The following is a 15,028-nucleotide window of genomic DNA, read 5'->3' as shown; positions in this document are numbered from 1 at the left end:
AGACAGGAGATAAGGTTGTGAAGATACGTTTTTTAGTATTTGATATTTATGGAATGGGTGGCACAGTACGTACTGTATTAAATGTAACAAATTATTTGGCACAAAATGGTTATGATGTTGAAATTATTAGTGTTTTTCGTCATCGCAAAATAGCATTTTTTGAAATAGACCCAAGAATTAAAGTTATCGTTTTACATGATGTTGCAAATCGAAATAAAAGTGATAAACAATTTCAAACGAGAATAGCGAATAGAATGTTAAAGATGAAAAGTAAGTTAATTCATCCAGATGATGAAGGATATCATTTCTTTTCATTGTTGACGGATATTAAAATGTATAATTATTTAAAAAGTATTGATTCGGGGATTTTAGTGACAACAAGACCAAGTTTTAATATATTTGCAAGTAAGCATGCAAATAAAGGCATATATCTTATCGGACAAGAACATTTGAATTTCTCAATCTATCCTAAAAGGTTAAAGAAATCTATATTAAAGCACTATACTAATTTAGATTGTTTAGCTACTTTAACAGATGAAGATACGGTTGATTATCAAAAACTTCTTCTAAATGGAAAAGTAGAGGTAAAGAAAATTACAAATTCAATTCCAAAGCTTAGAGGGGGGGTATCTTCTCTAACATCTAAAACAATTGCTGCTGCTGGGCGATTAGTTCCACAAAAAGGTTTTGATTTATTAATTGAGGCCTTCAAAATTGTAAATAAGCAATATCCTGATTGGAAACTTAAAATCTATGGAACTGGTAGAGAGCGAGCAAATTTAGAAGAATTAATCGAAAAAAATAAATTGTACAATCATGTCATTCTAATGGGGGCTACCCAGCATATAGATGTAGAACTTTCTAAAGCATCATTATATGCTTTGAGTTCAAGGTTTGAGGGATTTGGAATGGTAATTATAGAAGCAATGCAATGTGGAGTACCAGTAGTTAGTTTTGATTGTCCAAAAGGACCAAGTGAAATTATTGATCATGATAAGGATGGCTTTTTGGTAGAAGACGGAAATGTGGAGCTTCTTGCTAAGGCATTAATGGAGTTAATGAATGATCCTGTGAAGAGGGGCGAATTTGCTAGAAGGGCTATAAAGAATGTGAAAAGGTTTGAAATAGATGAGATAGGGAAAATATGGATGAGAACTATTGATGAAGCTACTCATCAAATTAATCATTAATAAAAGATTTGTTTTGTTATTAGTATAGGAGATGTTAGTGTGAATGTAGTTGTAACGAATATAAATTTTAATAATGGTTGTATATACATTGAAGGGAAAGCGGATTTTATTTTGGAGGAGGAAAGTTGCTTTTTCTCCATTAGAAGACGTGAAAGTGAGCATGGTATAGAGTATACGGAAAATCATTTTTTTTCAATAAAAGCTAGCGGGAAGACTTTTAGCTTTAAAAAAAATATCGACCTACTTTTTAAGGAAGCTTCCGTAGAAAATAATTTAATTTGGGACCTATTTTTAATTTGCAATGGGACATATATAAAACTAAAAACAGATAGTTCATCAGATTTTAAAGCTAAATCATATTATTTATTAGATAATAACCTTTTTAAAGCTAAACCGTATATTACGGGATATAAGGGTGTTTCAATCTATGTGATACGGAATGATATTAAGGCACTTATGCAAGATGCCGAATTTAATCAAGGGACTTTAAACGTAAGTTTCTATTTAGAGCAGTTACAGGAAGTAAATTTAGAAGAGAAAATCGTTAGTTTAATATTAAAAAAGAGAGAACAAGAATCCTTATTCGAATACTATGAAACTAAGGTGCTAGAAACAAACGTAAATCAAGGTATTTTTAAATTTTCAATGAATATTGATCAAATGTTTAAAGATTATAAACTAAGTTCAAATATGATATGGGATGCATTCGTAAAAATTCAAGACTCTAATGGTGTAGAAATTGAGATGCCCTTACTTGATACCATAAGTAATAAGTCGAAATTTGGATATCGTACGTTCAAACATAATGATTTGTTTAGAGTTAAGCCATATATTACTGGGTTAGATAATTTAGCGCTTTTTATTAGAGAAAAAGAATTTATTATTGAATCATCAGATTTTAAATTTGAAAATAATACGCTTTATGTTGAAGGAGAAATTTCTTCAAAAGAGTATAATGTACTAGATTTTGATGAAAATGGTACATATGTCGTATTTAAAAAGCGTTATACAGCTAATGGAGAGCCACTCTATTTTGATGAAATCGCAAAGGGTTTAAATATTCTTAATGGTAAATTTAAAATGGACGTAAATGTTTCAGAGCTTTTAAAAAAACAAAAAATCCGTCAGAAAGATGTTTGGGATATTTTTATTCGCCTAATGACTTTGGATGGTAGGATAATAGATGTAGAATTAAAGCCGGAAAAACGATTAGAAAAAAATCTTTATATGTACGAAGTGATGGCAGGAAATAACGAATGGAAATTCAAACCCTATATAAATGCTAAAAGGTCATTTTCTATTTATTTTTTAGATTCGGGGAAAGTGGTAGAAGAGTCATTGAAAATCGCTGTTCTTGGTTCTTGTTTTAGCCGTAACGCATTTAATTCAGGAGAATATTTTAATCCTGGGTATAAAAAAAATTACAACTGTAACTTAACACAATTTCACTCCTCTATTGTAAGTATCATGTCAAAACCTATTCATATTGATATGGAAAGATTAGAAGGTGTCACGGATAAAAACAAAGAATTTATTCGTTGTGATTTTGAGAAAGATTTTTTTGATAAACTAAAAGAAGCTAAACCAGATTACTTAATTGTTGATTTGTATGCAGATGCAGCTAGGGATTTAATTAGATTAAATGATGAGAGTTATATTAGTGCGAGCTTGGTTCTTAGGGAAAGCCCATATTTTAAAGAATTAGGCGCATATGAGCGTATTGGTCATAGCAATAATCAATTATATTTTGAAATATGGAAGGAACATATGGAGAAGTTTGCTCGAAAAGTTAAAGAGATATTACCTGAAGAGCGTATCATTTTGAATACGGGAGGGTTTACGTATAAATATATTGATAGAGATAATAAAGTGAAAAAATTCTCTTGCCCAGAAATAATAAAAAGAAATAATTATTTTTGGGATATACTTAACGGGTGGTTCGTAAATTGTATCCCAAATTGCAAGGTTCTTGATTTAAAGGATACTAATTATATAGGGCATTATAACCATCCATTTGGAAATACTTTTTCGCATTACCAACCAGGTTATTACAAGGAATTTATGAATAGGTTGAATAAATCTATTATGCAAGATTTACAAAACAAAATTCATAATTCATTGGAAAGAGATTAAGCCAAATATATCCCTCTAAGAGTTAATTTTTAGGGGGATATATTTTTATTGCGAATTTAGCCTTTTATATAAAATATAGTGAATAATTTGTAGAGGACGGGAAAAATGGAGGAAATCACAGTTATAGGAGCCGGAAGTTGGGGAACTGCTCTCTCTATGGTTCTTACAGATAACGGACATGAAGTACGGATTTTTGGGAATAATAAGAAACAGATTCAAGAGATTAATGAGAAACATACAAATGAAACTTACTTACCAGGAATTCAGTTATCCAAAGGAATAATAGGATACGAGTCTTTAGAAGAGGCGATGGATGGAGTCAATACAGTGTTACTAGTTGTACCAACAAAGGCGATTCGTGATGTTATGAGAAACTTGAAATCTATTGTAAAACAGCCAATCACAGTTATCCATGCAAGTAAGGGAATTGAGCCTGGATCATTTAAGCGAATTTCAGAAATGATTGAAGAAGAGATGCCAAAAGAGTTAGTTGAGAGCATCGTTGTTCTTTCTGGGCCAAGTCATGCAGAAGAAGTAAGTCTTCGTCATCCTACGACAGTAACTGCTGCATCTTACCATTCACAAGCTGCAGAGGATACACAAAGATTGTTTATGAATAATAATTTCCGAGTGTATACAAATCGAGATGTAATTGGTGTTGAATTAGGTGGAGCATTGAAAAATATTATTGCTCTGGGAGCAGGTATTTCAGATGGACTTGATTACGGAGATAACGCAAAGGCAGCTTTAATTTCACGTGGTTTAACAGAGATTACACGTTTGGGATGTGAAATGGGAGCGAATCCGCTTACTTTTGCAGGTTTAACAGGTGTTGGTGATTTGATTGTAACTTGTACGAGTGTTCATAGTCGAAATTGGAGAGCCGGCAATTTACTTGGAAAAGGTCATAATTTAGAAGAAGTTTTAGAAAATATGGGCATGGTTGTTGAAGGGGTACGTACAGCGGAGGCAGCATACCACTTAGCTAAAAAAGTTAATGTTGAAATGCCAATTACTAATGCTATATATAATGTTCTTTTTAATGGGAAGAGTGCAAAAGAGGAAGTAGATTTACTAATGGGGAGAAATGGTAAGGGTGAAGTTTTATAATAATACATTATAGATATGTGAGATAAATGAATTAGAAGGTGTGCAAAAAAGATGGGTTTTATACGAAAAATAAAAAATCATCCGATAGTTAAAAGGCTATGTAAAGCAATCTTTTTATTTTGTAGTTATTTACCGCCAAGAAAAAAAATGATTTTGTTTGAAAGTTATTCTGGAAAACAATATAGTTGTAATCCAAGGGCTATATATGAATATATGTTAAAAAATGAAATGGATTTTGAAATGGTATGGAGTGTAAATAAAGCATATCAGGAACAATTTAAAAAAGATGGAGTTCCATATGTAAAAAGATTCTCGATTCGTTGGTTTATTTTGTTGGCGCGTTCAAAGTATTGGGTTACAAATAGTAGGATGCCTTTATGGTTACCTAAACCAAAACATACGGTATATATCCAAACTTGGCATGGTACGCCATTAAAGAAATTAGCTGGTGATATGAAAGAAGTACATATGCCAGGTACAACAACAGAAAAATATAAGAATAATTTTCATTTGGAAGCGAAAAATTGGGATTATCTACTTTCGCCTAATAAATATTCTACGGACATCTTTAGAAGAGCATTCCAATTTGAAAAGGAAGTCGTAGAAGTTGGTTATCCACGTAATGATTTTTTATATCAGAGTAATAATTCTTCAGCAGTAGAGCACTTAAAACAAAAGAATAACTTACCGATAGATAAAAAAATTATTTTATATGCACCAACATGGAGAGATGATCAATTTTATAGTAAGGGACAATATAAATTGGATTTACAATTAGATTTGGATCTTTTACAAAGTAAATTAGGGTCGGATTATGTTATTTTATTACGTATGCATTATTTAATAGCAGAAAAATTTGATTTAGTTAAATATAAAGGATTTGTTTATGATTTTTCTAAGCATGTCGATATTAATGAACTATATGTAATATCTGATATGTTAATTACAGATTATTCTTCAGTCTTTTTTGATTATGCAAATTTAAAACGCCCAATTATTTTCTATACGTATGATATTGATTCTTACCGAGATAAATTAAGAGGATTTTACTTTAATTTAGAAGAAGAAGCTCCTGGTCCAATTGTAAAGAATACAAGAGAATTATTGGGGGAAATAGTAAATTGTGAATTGAATGGATTAGGAGAATTTGCAGGGAAATACGATAGTTTCTATAATAAGTATTGTTATTTAGAAGATGGTGGTGCTTCTAAACGAGCTGTAAGGAAAATATTTTTCGGAGAGGCATAGTAAAGATGAACTCAATGGTCATGATATTGAAAGAACAGATAAGCAGTTTATATTTAATTAAACGCTTATCTATTTATCAAGTGAAAAGTACAAACAATAATAATTATTTAGGACTCTTTTGGGAATTTTTGAATCCAATAATACAGATGAGTATTTATTGGTTTGTTTTTGGTTTAGGTATTAGAGGGGGACAAGGTGTTAATGGAGTCCCTTTCGTTTATTGGTTATCTGCAGGGTTAGCTGTATGGTTTTTTATAAATCCTGCAATGATGCAAGCTTCTAAATCAATTTATACAAGGCTAAACATGGTTTCAAAAATGAATTTCCCCATGAGTGTTATTCCAAGCTTTGTAATCATGTCTAATTTCTATTCACATGTAATTCTCGTAGGAGTTATAACAATTTTATTTTTAGTAACAGGACAAGGAATTTCTATTCACTACATTCAGCTCATTTATTATATGTTTGCGACGCTAATGCTAGTATTCTCATTGTCTCTAATTACATCCACTTTAGCGACAATAGTAAGGGATACTCAAATGATTGTGCAATCAATTATGAGAATGTTATTATATTTGACTCCTATATTATGGACTCCTGAAAGATTACCAACTATATTCCAAAAGATTATGAAATTAAATCCTTTTTGTTATATTGTTGATGGGTACCGAGCGTCTTTATTAGGGACAAATTGGTTCTTTCAAGATATAAATTATACATTGTATTTTTGGGGATTTGTTTTTATTACTTTTTTAATTGGCTCAACATTACATGTGAAATTTAGAAAGCATTTTGCAGATTATCTATAATGAGGGTTGTAAAAAAATGAATGAATCAGTCAGGTTTCATAATGTAACAAAAAAATACAAAATGCATAGTAAAAACTCTGAAAAATTAAAGGATATCATGTATCCTCGAGGATTTGGTGAAGATTTTTATGCATTAAGAAATTTAGAGTTTGTAGCTCAAAAAGGTGATGTAATTGGTATTGTCGGGGTAAATGGATCAGGAAAGTCGACGATGTCAAATTTAATTGCTGGAATTACACCTCCTACAAGCGGAAAAATTGATATTAAAGGAAAAGTTGCACTTATTGCTATTGCAGCTGGGCTGAACAATCAACTTTCTGGTAGGGAGAATATTGAATTAAAATGCTTGATGATGGGATTAAGTAAAGAAAAAATTGAGAAGTTGACACCGGAAATTATTGAATTTGCAGATATTGGAAAATTTATTGATATGCCAGTCAAGAAGTACTCGAGTGGAATGAAATCTCGTTTAGGTTTTGCTATTTCTGTAAGTATTAATCCAGATGTCCTTGTAATTGATGAAGCACTTTCAGTAGGTGATCAAACATTTGCCGATAAATGTTTGACACGTATGAATGAGTTTAAAGAACAAGGGAAAACTATCTTTTTTGTAAGTCACTCTTTGGGACAAGTGAAAAAGTTCTGTACAAAGGCTTTATGGTTAGAATATGGAGAAATTAAAGATTATGGTCCAATTCAAGAAATTATGCCGAAATATGAGAACTTCTTAAAAGAGTACAAGGCTATGAGCAAAGAAGAGCAGCAGAAGTTTAAAAAGGAATCAATGGAGAAACAGGCTGGTAAAACCTTAATAAAAAAAGAAGCTGCAAAAAGTGAGAATGAAGCTCAAGCTGTAGATTATGTATCATTATTAAGAAAACAAAGCTCACATCATATAAAAAAGAAAAAGGGTCGAAAGTTCTTAAGCGTTTTTATATTATTAATGATGCTTGGTGGGATAACTTACTGGCAAAAGGATAATATTTTACATTCTCTACAGGCGAAAGAACAGAAAAAAGAATCAATAGATAAGGTGGAGGTTCCTAAAAAAGAGGAGAACCCGCTTGCAACTTTAGACGTCCGTTATGTGAATTCTGCAAAAGGTCGTGTTAGAAATAAGCCGAATTTAGATGGACAGGTAGTAGGGACGATATTATTTGGAACGCCGTTTATTGTAAAAGAGCAACAAAAAGAGATAGAGTCAGATATTAATTGGTTAAAACTCACATTAGAAAACGGGGAAGAGGGATGGATTAGTGAATCCATAGTTAAATCAATCCCGTATAATCAAGCGATATCTTATAACAAGTTTTTAGGGGAATTAAAACAAATAGAGGGAATTACCCCAAATTTAGAAGAGTACCTTGCTTTTTTAGGAAAGACTAAAGAAGAACTAATCAATACATTAGGTAATTCACAAAATGAGAAACAATTAGCAGCTGGAACATTAGTTCAATATAAAGATATTGATATAGTATATAACAATCAATCGATTGCTCAGAAAATAAATATTAAAAATATGAAAATATCAAAAGAAAGTTTATTTGAAAAATTAGGTGAAGCACAATTAAAAGCTGAGGACGATTCACTGTTTATTTACCGATCAAATAAATTTGATTTTAACTTTTCTTTAATGGGTTCTACAATTAATTCAATATCAATCTTGGATATTTCAAAGTATTAAATTTTATTACTATAATTAAATGTGTAATATTTATTAGATATTTTTAGGAGGATTATCATTGAAAACAGTAAAAAAAGCTATTATTCCAGCAGCTGGATTAGGAACTCGTTTCCTACCAGCAACTAAAGCAATGCCAAAGGAAATGTTACCAATTGTTGATAAACCAACAATTCAATACATTGTAGAAGAAGCGATTCAATCTGGAATTGAAGATATTATTATTGTAACTGGAAAAGGAAAGCGTGCTATCGAAGATCACTTTGATCATTCTTTTGAGTTGGAACAGAACTTACTAGAAAAGGGTAAGCATGAAATCCTTAAGAAGGTGCAAGAGTCTTCTAAAATTAATATCCACTATATTCGTCAAAAAGAACCGAAAGGTTTAGGTCATGCTGTATGGTGTGCTCGTAAATTTATTGGTAATGAGCCATTCGCTGTTTTACTTGGTGATGATATTGTACAAGCTGAAACACCATGCTTACGTCAATTAATGGATCAATATGAGGCAACACAATCATCGGTAATTGGTGTTCAAACTGTTCCAGAGACGGAAACGCATCGCTATGGTATTATTGATCCACTAGCACAAAAAGGTCGTAGTTATCAAGTTAGTCAGTTTGTAGAAAAACCAGATCAAGGAACAGCACCATCTAACTTAGCAATTATGGGGCGCTATGTATTAACACCTGAGATCTTCACGTTCTTAGAGAATCAACAAACAGGAGCAGGCGGCGAGATTCAGTTGACGGATGCTATTCAGCGTTTAAATGAGATACAAAGAGTATTTGCCTATGATTTCGAAGGAAAGCGATACGACGTTGGAGAGAAGCTTGGATTCATTCAAACAACAATTGAAATGGCATTACAGCATGATGGATTAAAGAATGAATTATTAAGCTATATGGAGAAGTTATTACAAAAAGAAATGGTTAATAATTAACTTTCAAAAAAAACATCTCGGAAATTTATTGCAAAATAAATTTCTGAGATGGTTTTTTATAACTGTTTCATTAATTTATCTGCCACTTTTTTAGAAAGTTGCTTTGTCATTTTAGGAACAAAGGGTTTTATTGCACTGTTAAAAACAAAAGATACTTTGCCAGTTGTTCGCAATTCTAACTGACTTGTTACTTTTGTGGTAGAAGGAGAGATTGATTCAGCGTGAAAAAAGCCGCTACCAATTAATTTTTTTGTTGGAGAAGTCATCGTAAAGCTAATTTTATTAGGCATTTGCCATTCAATAATTTCAACATTGAGACTAACGTCTCGTTTAATAAATCCTAAATCACCGTGTAAACGCCAAGTCGAATGTTTGTCATCAATAACTTTATGTTTAACATAGCCTGTAACTAGTGGAGCCCAATTGTTTATATCACTAATAAATTTCCAAATTTGATCTGGTGAAGTATTTAATTCTATAGTATGTATACCTTTTGCCATTTTTTGATCCCTTTCTAAAAATAAAGGTATTTGAATAATTAGGTTAATATCCTGCATTCATTTTATTATAATATTAGTATGTGAATTCTATTACAAGCGTTTTTTGCTTTAATTTTAATAATTTTTTATTAAAATTCATATTTCTAAATATCACATTTAAGAGAATGTAAGGAAAATAGAGAAATCATGAGTAATATTAGGGAATTAATACGAAAAAGGTCGAAAATTAGGTTTTAATTTCTTATTTTTGTCATATATAATGAATCTTGAATACGACATTAAGGCTTAATATATTTGATATAATTTGCCTTTCCCTAACTTGGGTATACACTCTTTTCAACCTCCGTGTCAGTGATAATACATATTGAAAAGAGTGTATACATTTTTTTATTTAGAAGAGAAATCTTGAAATCCTTTTTTATAATGACAAATGAGATTTAAAATGGGATAATGATAGTATAACTTCTGGTGGTATGACCAATCTTGTTTAAGGAGAGAAGTGTATGCTAGATATTCAACAAATTAAAGAAATAATTCCTCATCGCTATCCATTCCTACTAGTGGATAAAGTTTTAGAAGTAGAAGAAGGAAAGCGTGCTATTGGGATAAAGAACGTTACAGCTAATGAAGAATTTTTTAATGGACATTTTCCGGATTATCCTGTAATGCCGGGTGTTTTAATTGTGGAGGCTTTAGCACAAGTTGGCGCTGTTGCTATGTTGAAGAAAGAAGAGAATCGTGGTCGCTTAGCATTCTTCGCAGGCATCGATAATTGCCGTTTTAAAAGACAAGTCCGTCCAGGTGACCAACTTCGTTTAGAAGTTGAAATGACGCGTGTACGTGGAGCAATTGGAAAAGGAAAAGCAATTGCTACTGTAGATGGTGAAATTGCTTGTGAGACAGAAATCACGTTTGCGCTTGGTGACAAGAAAGAATAAATATATTAAGATATGTGATAGACAAATAACAATACATAATTGTTGTTTGTCTATTTTTTGTGGTTTGTATAATAGGATTTACACGTATTGTAAGTTAGGCTTAGGAAAGAGGGTTGCAATAATGAAAAAGAAAATTTTATTTTGGGTACTCGGTATTATCGGGGTATTAATCATAGGCGGGGGAGTTTATGCTTATAATGTATATTCTTCTGTATCTAATACATTAAAGGAAGTTCATCAACCTTTAAAACGTGATCAAAACAACAGTAATGTTGGAGAAAAAGTTAGCAAGAGTGAACCAGTTTCAATTTTACTACTAGGAGCAGATGAGCGCGGTGATGATAAAGGGCGTTCAGACTCTTTAATGGTGATTACATTAAATCCTAAAAATAACTCTATGAAAACAGTAAGTATTCCTCGTGATACTTATACAGAAATTGTTGGAAAAGGCAAAAGCGATAAAATCAATCATGCTTATGCATTCGGCGGAGTAGATATGTCTGTAGCGACCGTAGAAAACTTCTTGAATGTTCCTATTAATTATTATATTGAAGTGAACATGGAAGGCTTTAAAGATATCGTTGATGCAGTCGGTGGGGTAGATGTAAATAATGATTTGGAGTTCTCTCTAGAAGGGAAGCACTTCCAAAAAGGGAATATTCATTTAACAGGTGACCAAGCCCTAGCATACACACGTATGCGTAAAGAAGACCCACGTGGCGACTTTGGACGTCAAATGCGTCAGCGTCAAGTAATGCAGGCTGTTATTAAGAAGGGTGCAAGCTTCTCTTCTTTAACAGGTTATGGAGATGTATTAACAGCAATTCAAAAGAATGTGAAGACAAACTTAACGCAAGATCAAATGTTTGATATGCAAAAGAACTATAAAGATTGCTTGAAAAATAGTGAGGATATCCAAATCCCAGGTGACGGTCACAAGGCTGCTGATGGCATTTGGTATTACTATGTTCCAGATGCAGCAAAACAAGATTTAACGAATAAATTAAAAACGCATCTTGAAGTGACTAAGTAATAAGTAATGATTCAACTTCTTTAGACAAAGTGCTAAAGGCCACGAAGTTTGGGCACAATATGTAACGGATTATTTCGTTGCTAAGTAATAAAGGTACACAAAAGGTATACGAGCAATCGTATACCTTTTATAATAAGTAAGTGAATAAGAAATCCTAATATATGTAGGAGGAAGACTATGAATTCAATTCTAATCTGCGGCGGAGCTGGTTATATCGGTTCTCATGCTGTGAAAAAATTAGTAGACGAAGGCTTATCTGTAGTAGTAGTAGATAACTTACAAACGGGTCATGAGGATGCAATTACGGAAGGTGCGAAGTTTTATAATGGCGACCTTCGTGATAAAGCATTTTTAAGAGATGTTTTTACACAAGAAAATATTGAGGCGGTTATGCATTTCGCAGCTGATTCTTTAGTTGGAGTTAGTATGGAGAAGCCTCTTCAATATTATAATAACAATGTGTACGGTGCACTTTGCTTATTAGAGGTAATGGATGAGTTTAAGGTAGATAAGTTTATTTTCTCTTCTACTGCGGCGACGTATGGTGAGGTAGATGTAGACCTTATTACTGAGGAAACGATGACAAATCCAACGAATACGTACGGAGAAACGAAGTTAGCAATCGAGAAGATGCTTCATTGGTATAGCCAAGCTTCTAATTTACGTTATAAGATTTTCAGATACTTTAACGTGGCTGGTGCAACTCCAAATGGTATTATTGGGGAAGACCACCGTCCAGAGACGCATTTAATTCCTCTTGTATTGCAAGTGGCGTTAGGTCAACGTGAGAAGATTATGATGTTTGGTGATGATTATAATACACCAGATGGTACTTGTATCCGTGATTATATTCATGTTGAAGATTTAGTGGCAGCTCACTTCTTAGGACTTAAGGACCTACAGAACGGCGGAGAGAGTGATTTCTATAACTTAGGAAATGGTAATGGTTTCAGTGTAAAAGAAATCGTTGATGCAGTTCGTGAAGTTACAAATCATGAAATCCCAGCTGAGGTAGCACCACGCCGTGCGGGAGATCCAGCACGTTTAGTTGCTTCTTCTCAGAAAGCGAAAGAGAAGTTAGGATGGGATCCTCAGTATGTAAATGTGAAGACAATCATTGAGCATGCTTGGAATTGGCATCAGAAGAAACCTAATGGGTATGATAAATAGATATAATAATTGAAAGAGAGGGTATTGTCGTTCAACATATGTTCGACAATACCCTCTCTTTTTTTATAAGATTTTTGCTATACTAAACTGTACTATAATACAGGATGGAAGGAGGGAAATAATGAAAATACTTGTAGTGGATGATGAATCGAGTATTCGTAATTTGATTCGGATGCAGCTTGAGATGGAAGGATACGAGGTGTTGACTGCGGCTGACGGGAGAGAAGCTTTAGAGAGATGGAAGGAAGGGCCGGATGTATTGATTTTGGATGTTATGCTTCCAGATACAGATGGGTATGAGTTACTTCGTCTGTTCCGTGAGAAGGATAGGGATATTCCAGTACTCATGTTAACTGCGAAGAGTCAGATGAATGATAAATTGCTTGGCTTGCAGCTTGGGGCGGATGATTATGTGACGAAGCCCTTCAATTATGCGGAGCTTATTCTTCGGGTCAAGAATATGGCGCGACGTGTGAAGAAGAAAGAGGTAACGGTAAGTCATGAGGTAATCGAGGCGGGAGAGATAACGATCTGTCCTAAGGAAAGAAAAGTGCATGTTAGTGGACAGGAAATTCAGTTAACGTACCGAGAGTTTAATTTATGTCAGTTGTTTGTTTCCAATCCGCAGCGTGTATTTATGAGAGATGAGTTGCTTGAGAAAGTATGGGGTTTTGAGTATATCGGAAATACGAGAGCGGTTGATATTATGGTGCAACGACTGCGGAAGAAGCTAGGGAATAGTGGGGAATATATTAAGACAATTTATGGCGTTGGCTATAAACTAGATTGTTAAGTGGTGATGGTATGTCTTTAAAAAGAAATATGGTGTTTGGAATAGTTGGACTGTTAATCCCAATTTTTGTTCTTTTGTACGGAGTTGTTTATATTACGTTAGAAAAGAATATGTATCATAACGCGGCAAATTCTTTAGAAAAGTTAAGTGTAGAAGCACAAATTTATACGATGAATTATTTAGAGAAGGAAGCAGAGGTGGAGACGCTCGGTCCGAATTCACTTTTAATTGCTTCGTATTTAGCAAAGCGCATGGATGTCCGTGTACAGATGATTGGGAAGAATGGAGATGTTGTTGCGGATACGCAAAAAGGAGCACTTCTTCATCGGAATATTGATATTGAGAGCTCTTTGAAGGGGAAGAAATCTTATGTTTTTGAAGAGGGAGACCCAGCTCCAATTCTTTTGTTTTCAAGCCCAGTTTATTATGGGAACGATGTCATTGGAAGTGTTCGTTTTATAAATGAGTTAACGGGAGAGAAGGAAGTTTTAACAAATGTCGGTTGGACGTTCTTAATGACGTCTCTTTGTCTCGTAGCTGCGGGTATTTTCTTTGCAATTCGTTTGGCGAAGTCTCTCCATAAGCCGATTGATCAGTTAAGACAAATGGCGCATCGGCTTGCGAATGGTGATTATAAAAGTAAGATTGAGTTAAATGAATATGTGGAAATTGCTCAGCTTTCCGCATCTTTTAATGCGATGGCTGATGGAATTGAGCTGCATATTAAGCAATTGAAAGAGGAGAAAGAGAAACAGAAAGATTTCTTAGACCGCATTACGCATGAGCTGAAAACACCGCTAACGGCGATTATTGGCTATGTGGATTTAATTCCGAAGTTAAAGGCGAAGGAAGATGTACAGGAGAGCTTGCGTTATGTGGCTGTAGAAAGTGAGCGTTTATTATCACTTGTAGAGGAATTACTTAAGTCTTCAAAGTACGGAACGAGTACGTTTGAAGTGTCACCTACAGTTGTGAATATAAAAGAATTAGCCGAAGAAGCAGTTTCAATTGTGAAACCTCGCCTGCAGAAATTTGAGATTGAAGTTATCAATGAGTTAACAGATGTACATGTTGTTGCGGATTTCGATAAGACGAAACAAATCTTCTTAAACGTGTTGGATAATGCGATAAAATATAGCGATGCTACGCAAATTCGTATGAATGTAATTATAAATGAACGTGAGGCGAAGGTTTTTGTTCATGATGATGGCATTGGTATAGATGAAGGTGTGCTTGCAGAGTGGAATGAATCGCCAGAAGGGAAGGTACTTCCTTCTAGTTACGGGAATGGTTACGGTTTGTATATTTGTCAGGAGATTATGGATAAGCAGGGCGGAAGTATGCGGATTGAGAGTAGTGAAGAAATAGGCACTACAATATTTATTACATTCTTGCTTCCGAGACGGATGGAAGATATAAAAAACTTGAAAGCGGTTAAATGATACATTTATGAAACAATTATGCGGTATTTTCGAAACAA

General features: G+C 33.5%; 13 protein-coding genes. 12 read left to right on the top strand and 1 reads right to left on the bottom strand.

Translation table 11 applies throughout. From position 1 onward, the window contains the following. Nucleotides 1-17 precede the first annotated feature (17 nt). The 7 genes from ACYVEC_RS01805 (at nucleotide 18) to galU (ending at nucleotide 9,114) form a co-directional block, all read left to right on the top strand. Nucleotides 18-1,190 carry a glycosyltransferase family 4 protein gene (locus ACYVEC_RS01805; RefSeq protein WP_460505467.1) on the top strand — a complete coding sequence of 391 codons (1,173 nt, stop codon included), beginning with the start codon at nucleotides 18-20 and terminating at the stop codon, nucleotides 1,188-1,190. Nucleotides 1,191-1,229: 39 nt separating this feature from the next. Then, entirely contained in the window at nucleotides 1,230-3,323 is a 2,094-nt protein-coding gene (locus ACYVEC_RS01800; protein ID WP_460505465.1) for a DUF6270 domain-containing protein, read from the top strand. A 105-nt stretch (nucleotides 3,324-3,428) separates the two neighbouring features. After that, nucleotides 3,429-4,433, top strand: a complete 1,005-nt coding sequence (locus ACYVEC_RS01795; protein WP_460505462.1) for an NAD(P)H-dependent glycerol-3-phosphate dehydrogenase — start codon at nucleotides 3,429-3,431, stop codon at nucleotides 4,431-4,433. Between the two features lie 51 nt (nucleotides 4,434-4,484). Further along, the gene (locus ACYVEC_RS01790; protein WP_460505460.1) at nucleotides 4,485-5,681 is read left to right on the top strand and encodes a CDP-glycerol glycerophosphotransferase family protein; all 1,197 of its coding nucleotides are present in this window, start codon (nucleotides 4,485-4,487) and stop codon (nucleotides 5,679-5,681) included. A gap of 5 nt (nucleotides 5,682-5,686) precedes the next feature. After that, nucleotides 5,687-6,490 carry an ABC transporter permease gene (locus ACYVEC_RS01785; protein ID WP_460505458.1) on the top strand — a complete coding sequence of 268 codons (804 nt, stop codon included), beginning with the start codon at nucleotides 5,687-5,689 and terminating at the stop codon, nucleotides 6,488-6,490. Nucleotides 6,491-6,506: 16 nt separating this feature from the next. Beyond that, nucleotides 6,507-8,174 carry a teichoic acids export ABC transporter ATP-binding subunit TagH gene (gene tagH, locus ACYVEC_RS01780; protein ID WP_460505456.1) on the top strand — a complete coding sequence of 556 codons (1,668 nt, stop codon included), beginning with the start codon at nucleotides 6,507-6,509 and terminating at the stop codon, nucleotides 8,172-8,174. A 58-nt stretch (nucleotides 8,175-8,232) separates the two neighbouring features. Beyond that, nucleotides 8,233-9,114, top strand: a complete 882-nt coding sequence (galU, locus tag ACYVEC_RS01775; protein WP_064460111.1) for a UTP--glucose-1-phosphate uridylyltransferase GalU — start codon at nucleotides 8,233-8,235, stop codon at nucleotides 9,112-9,114. A gap of 56 nt (nucleotides 9,115-9,170) precedes the next feature. On the opposite strand, the gene ACYVEC_RS01770 is transcribed toward galU, so the two are convergent. Beyond that, complete coding sequence (locus ACYVEC_RS01770) at nucleotides 9,171-9,614, bottom strand: CoxG family protein (protein ID WP_064449580.1); 444 nt, start codon at nucleotides 9,612-9,614, stop codon at nucleotides 9,171-9,173. A 503-nt stretch (nucleotides 9,615-10,117) separates the two neighbouring features. Between ACYVEC_RS01770 and fabZ the strand changes: the two genes are divergently transcribed. From fabZ to ACYVEC_RS01745, 5 genes are all read left to right on the top strand, one after another. Beyond that, nucleotides 10,118-10,552 (top strand): 3-hydroxyacyl-ACP dehydratase FabZ, encoded by a 435-nt coding sequence (gene fabZ / locus ACYVEC_RS01765; RefSeq protein ID WP_000884318.1) that lies wholly within the window; start codon nucleotides 10,118-10,120, stop codon nucleotides 10,550-10,552. A 121-nt stretch (nucleotides 10,553-10,673) separates the two neighbouring features. Continuing rightward, nucleotides 10,674-11,585: a polyisoprenyl-teichoic acid--peptidoglycan teichoic acid transferase TagU gene (gene tagU, locus ACYVEC_RS01760; RefSeq protein WP_460505453.1), complete on the top strand. Its 912-nt coding sequence runs from the start codon at nucleotides 10,674-10,676 to the stop codon at nucleotides 11,583-11,585. 177 nt (nucleotides 11,586-11,762) lie between these two features. Further along, entirely contained in the window at nucleotides 11,763-12,755 is a 993-nt protein-coding gene (gene galE, locus ACYVEC_RS01755) for a UDP-glucose 4-epimerase GalE (RefSeq protein WP_001084646.1), read from the top strand. A 121-nt stretch (nucleotides 12,756-12,876) separates the two neighbouring features. Then, nucleotides 12,877-13,548 carry a response regulator transcription factor gene (locus tag ACYVEC_RS01750; protein WP_063221859.1) on the top strand — a complete coding sequence of 224 codons (672 nt, stop codon included), beginning with the start codon at nucleotides 12,877-12,879 and terminating at the stop codon, nucleotides 13,546-13,548. An 11-nt stretch (nucleotides 13,549-13,559) separates the two neighbouring features. Next, nucleotides 13,560-14,990 (top strand): HAMP domain-containing sensor histidine kinase, encoded by a 1,431-nt coding sequence (locus tag ACYVEC_RS01745; RefSeq protein ID WP_098557144.1) that lies wholly within the window; start codon nucleotides 13,560-13,562, stop codon nucleotides 14,988-14,990. Nucleotides 14,991-15,028: the final 38 nt, after the last annotated feature.

It is taken from the genome of Bacillus sp. MN7755, assembly GCF_054771475.1.
This window is presented reverse-complemented; position numbering and strand designations above follow the sequence as displayed.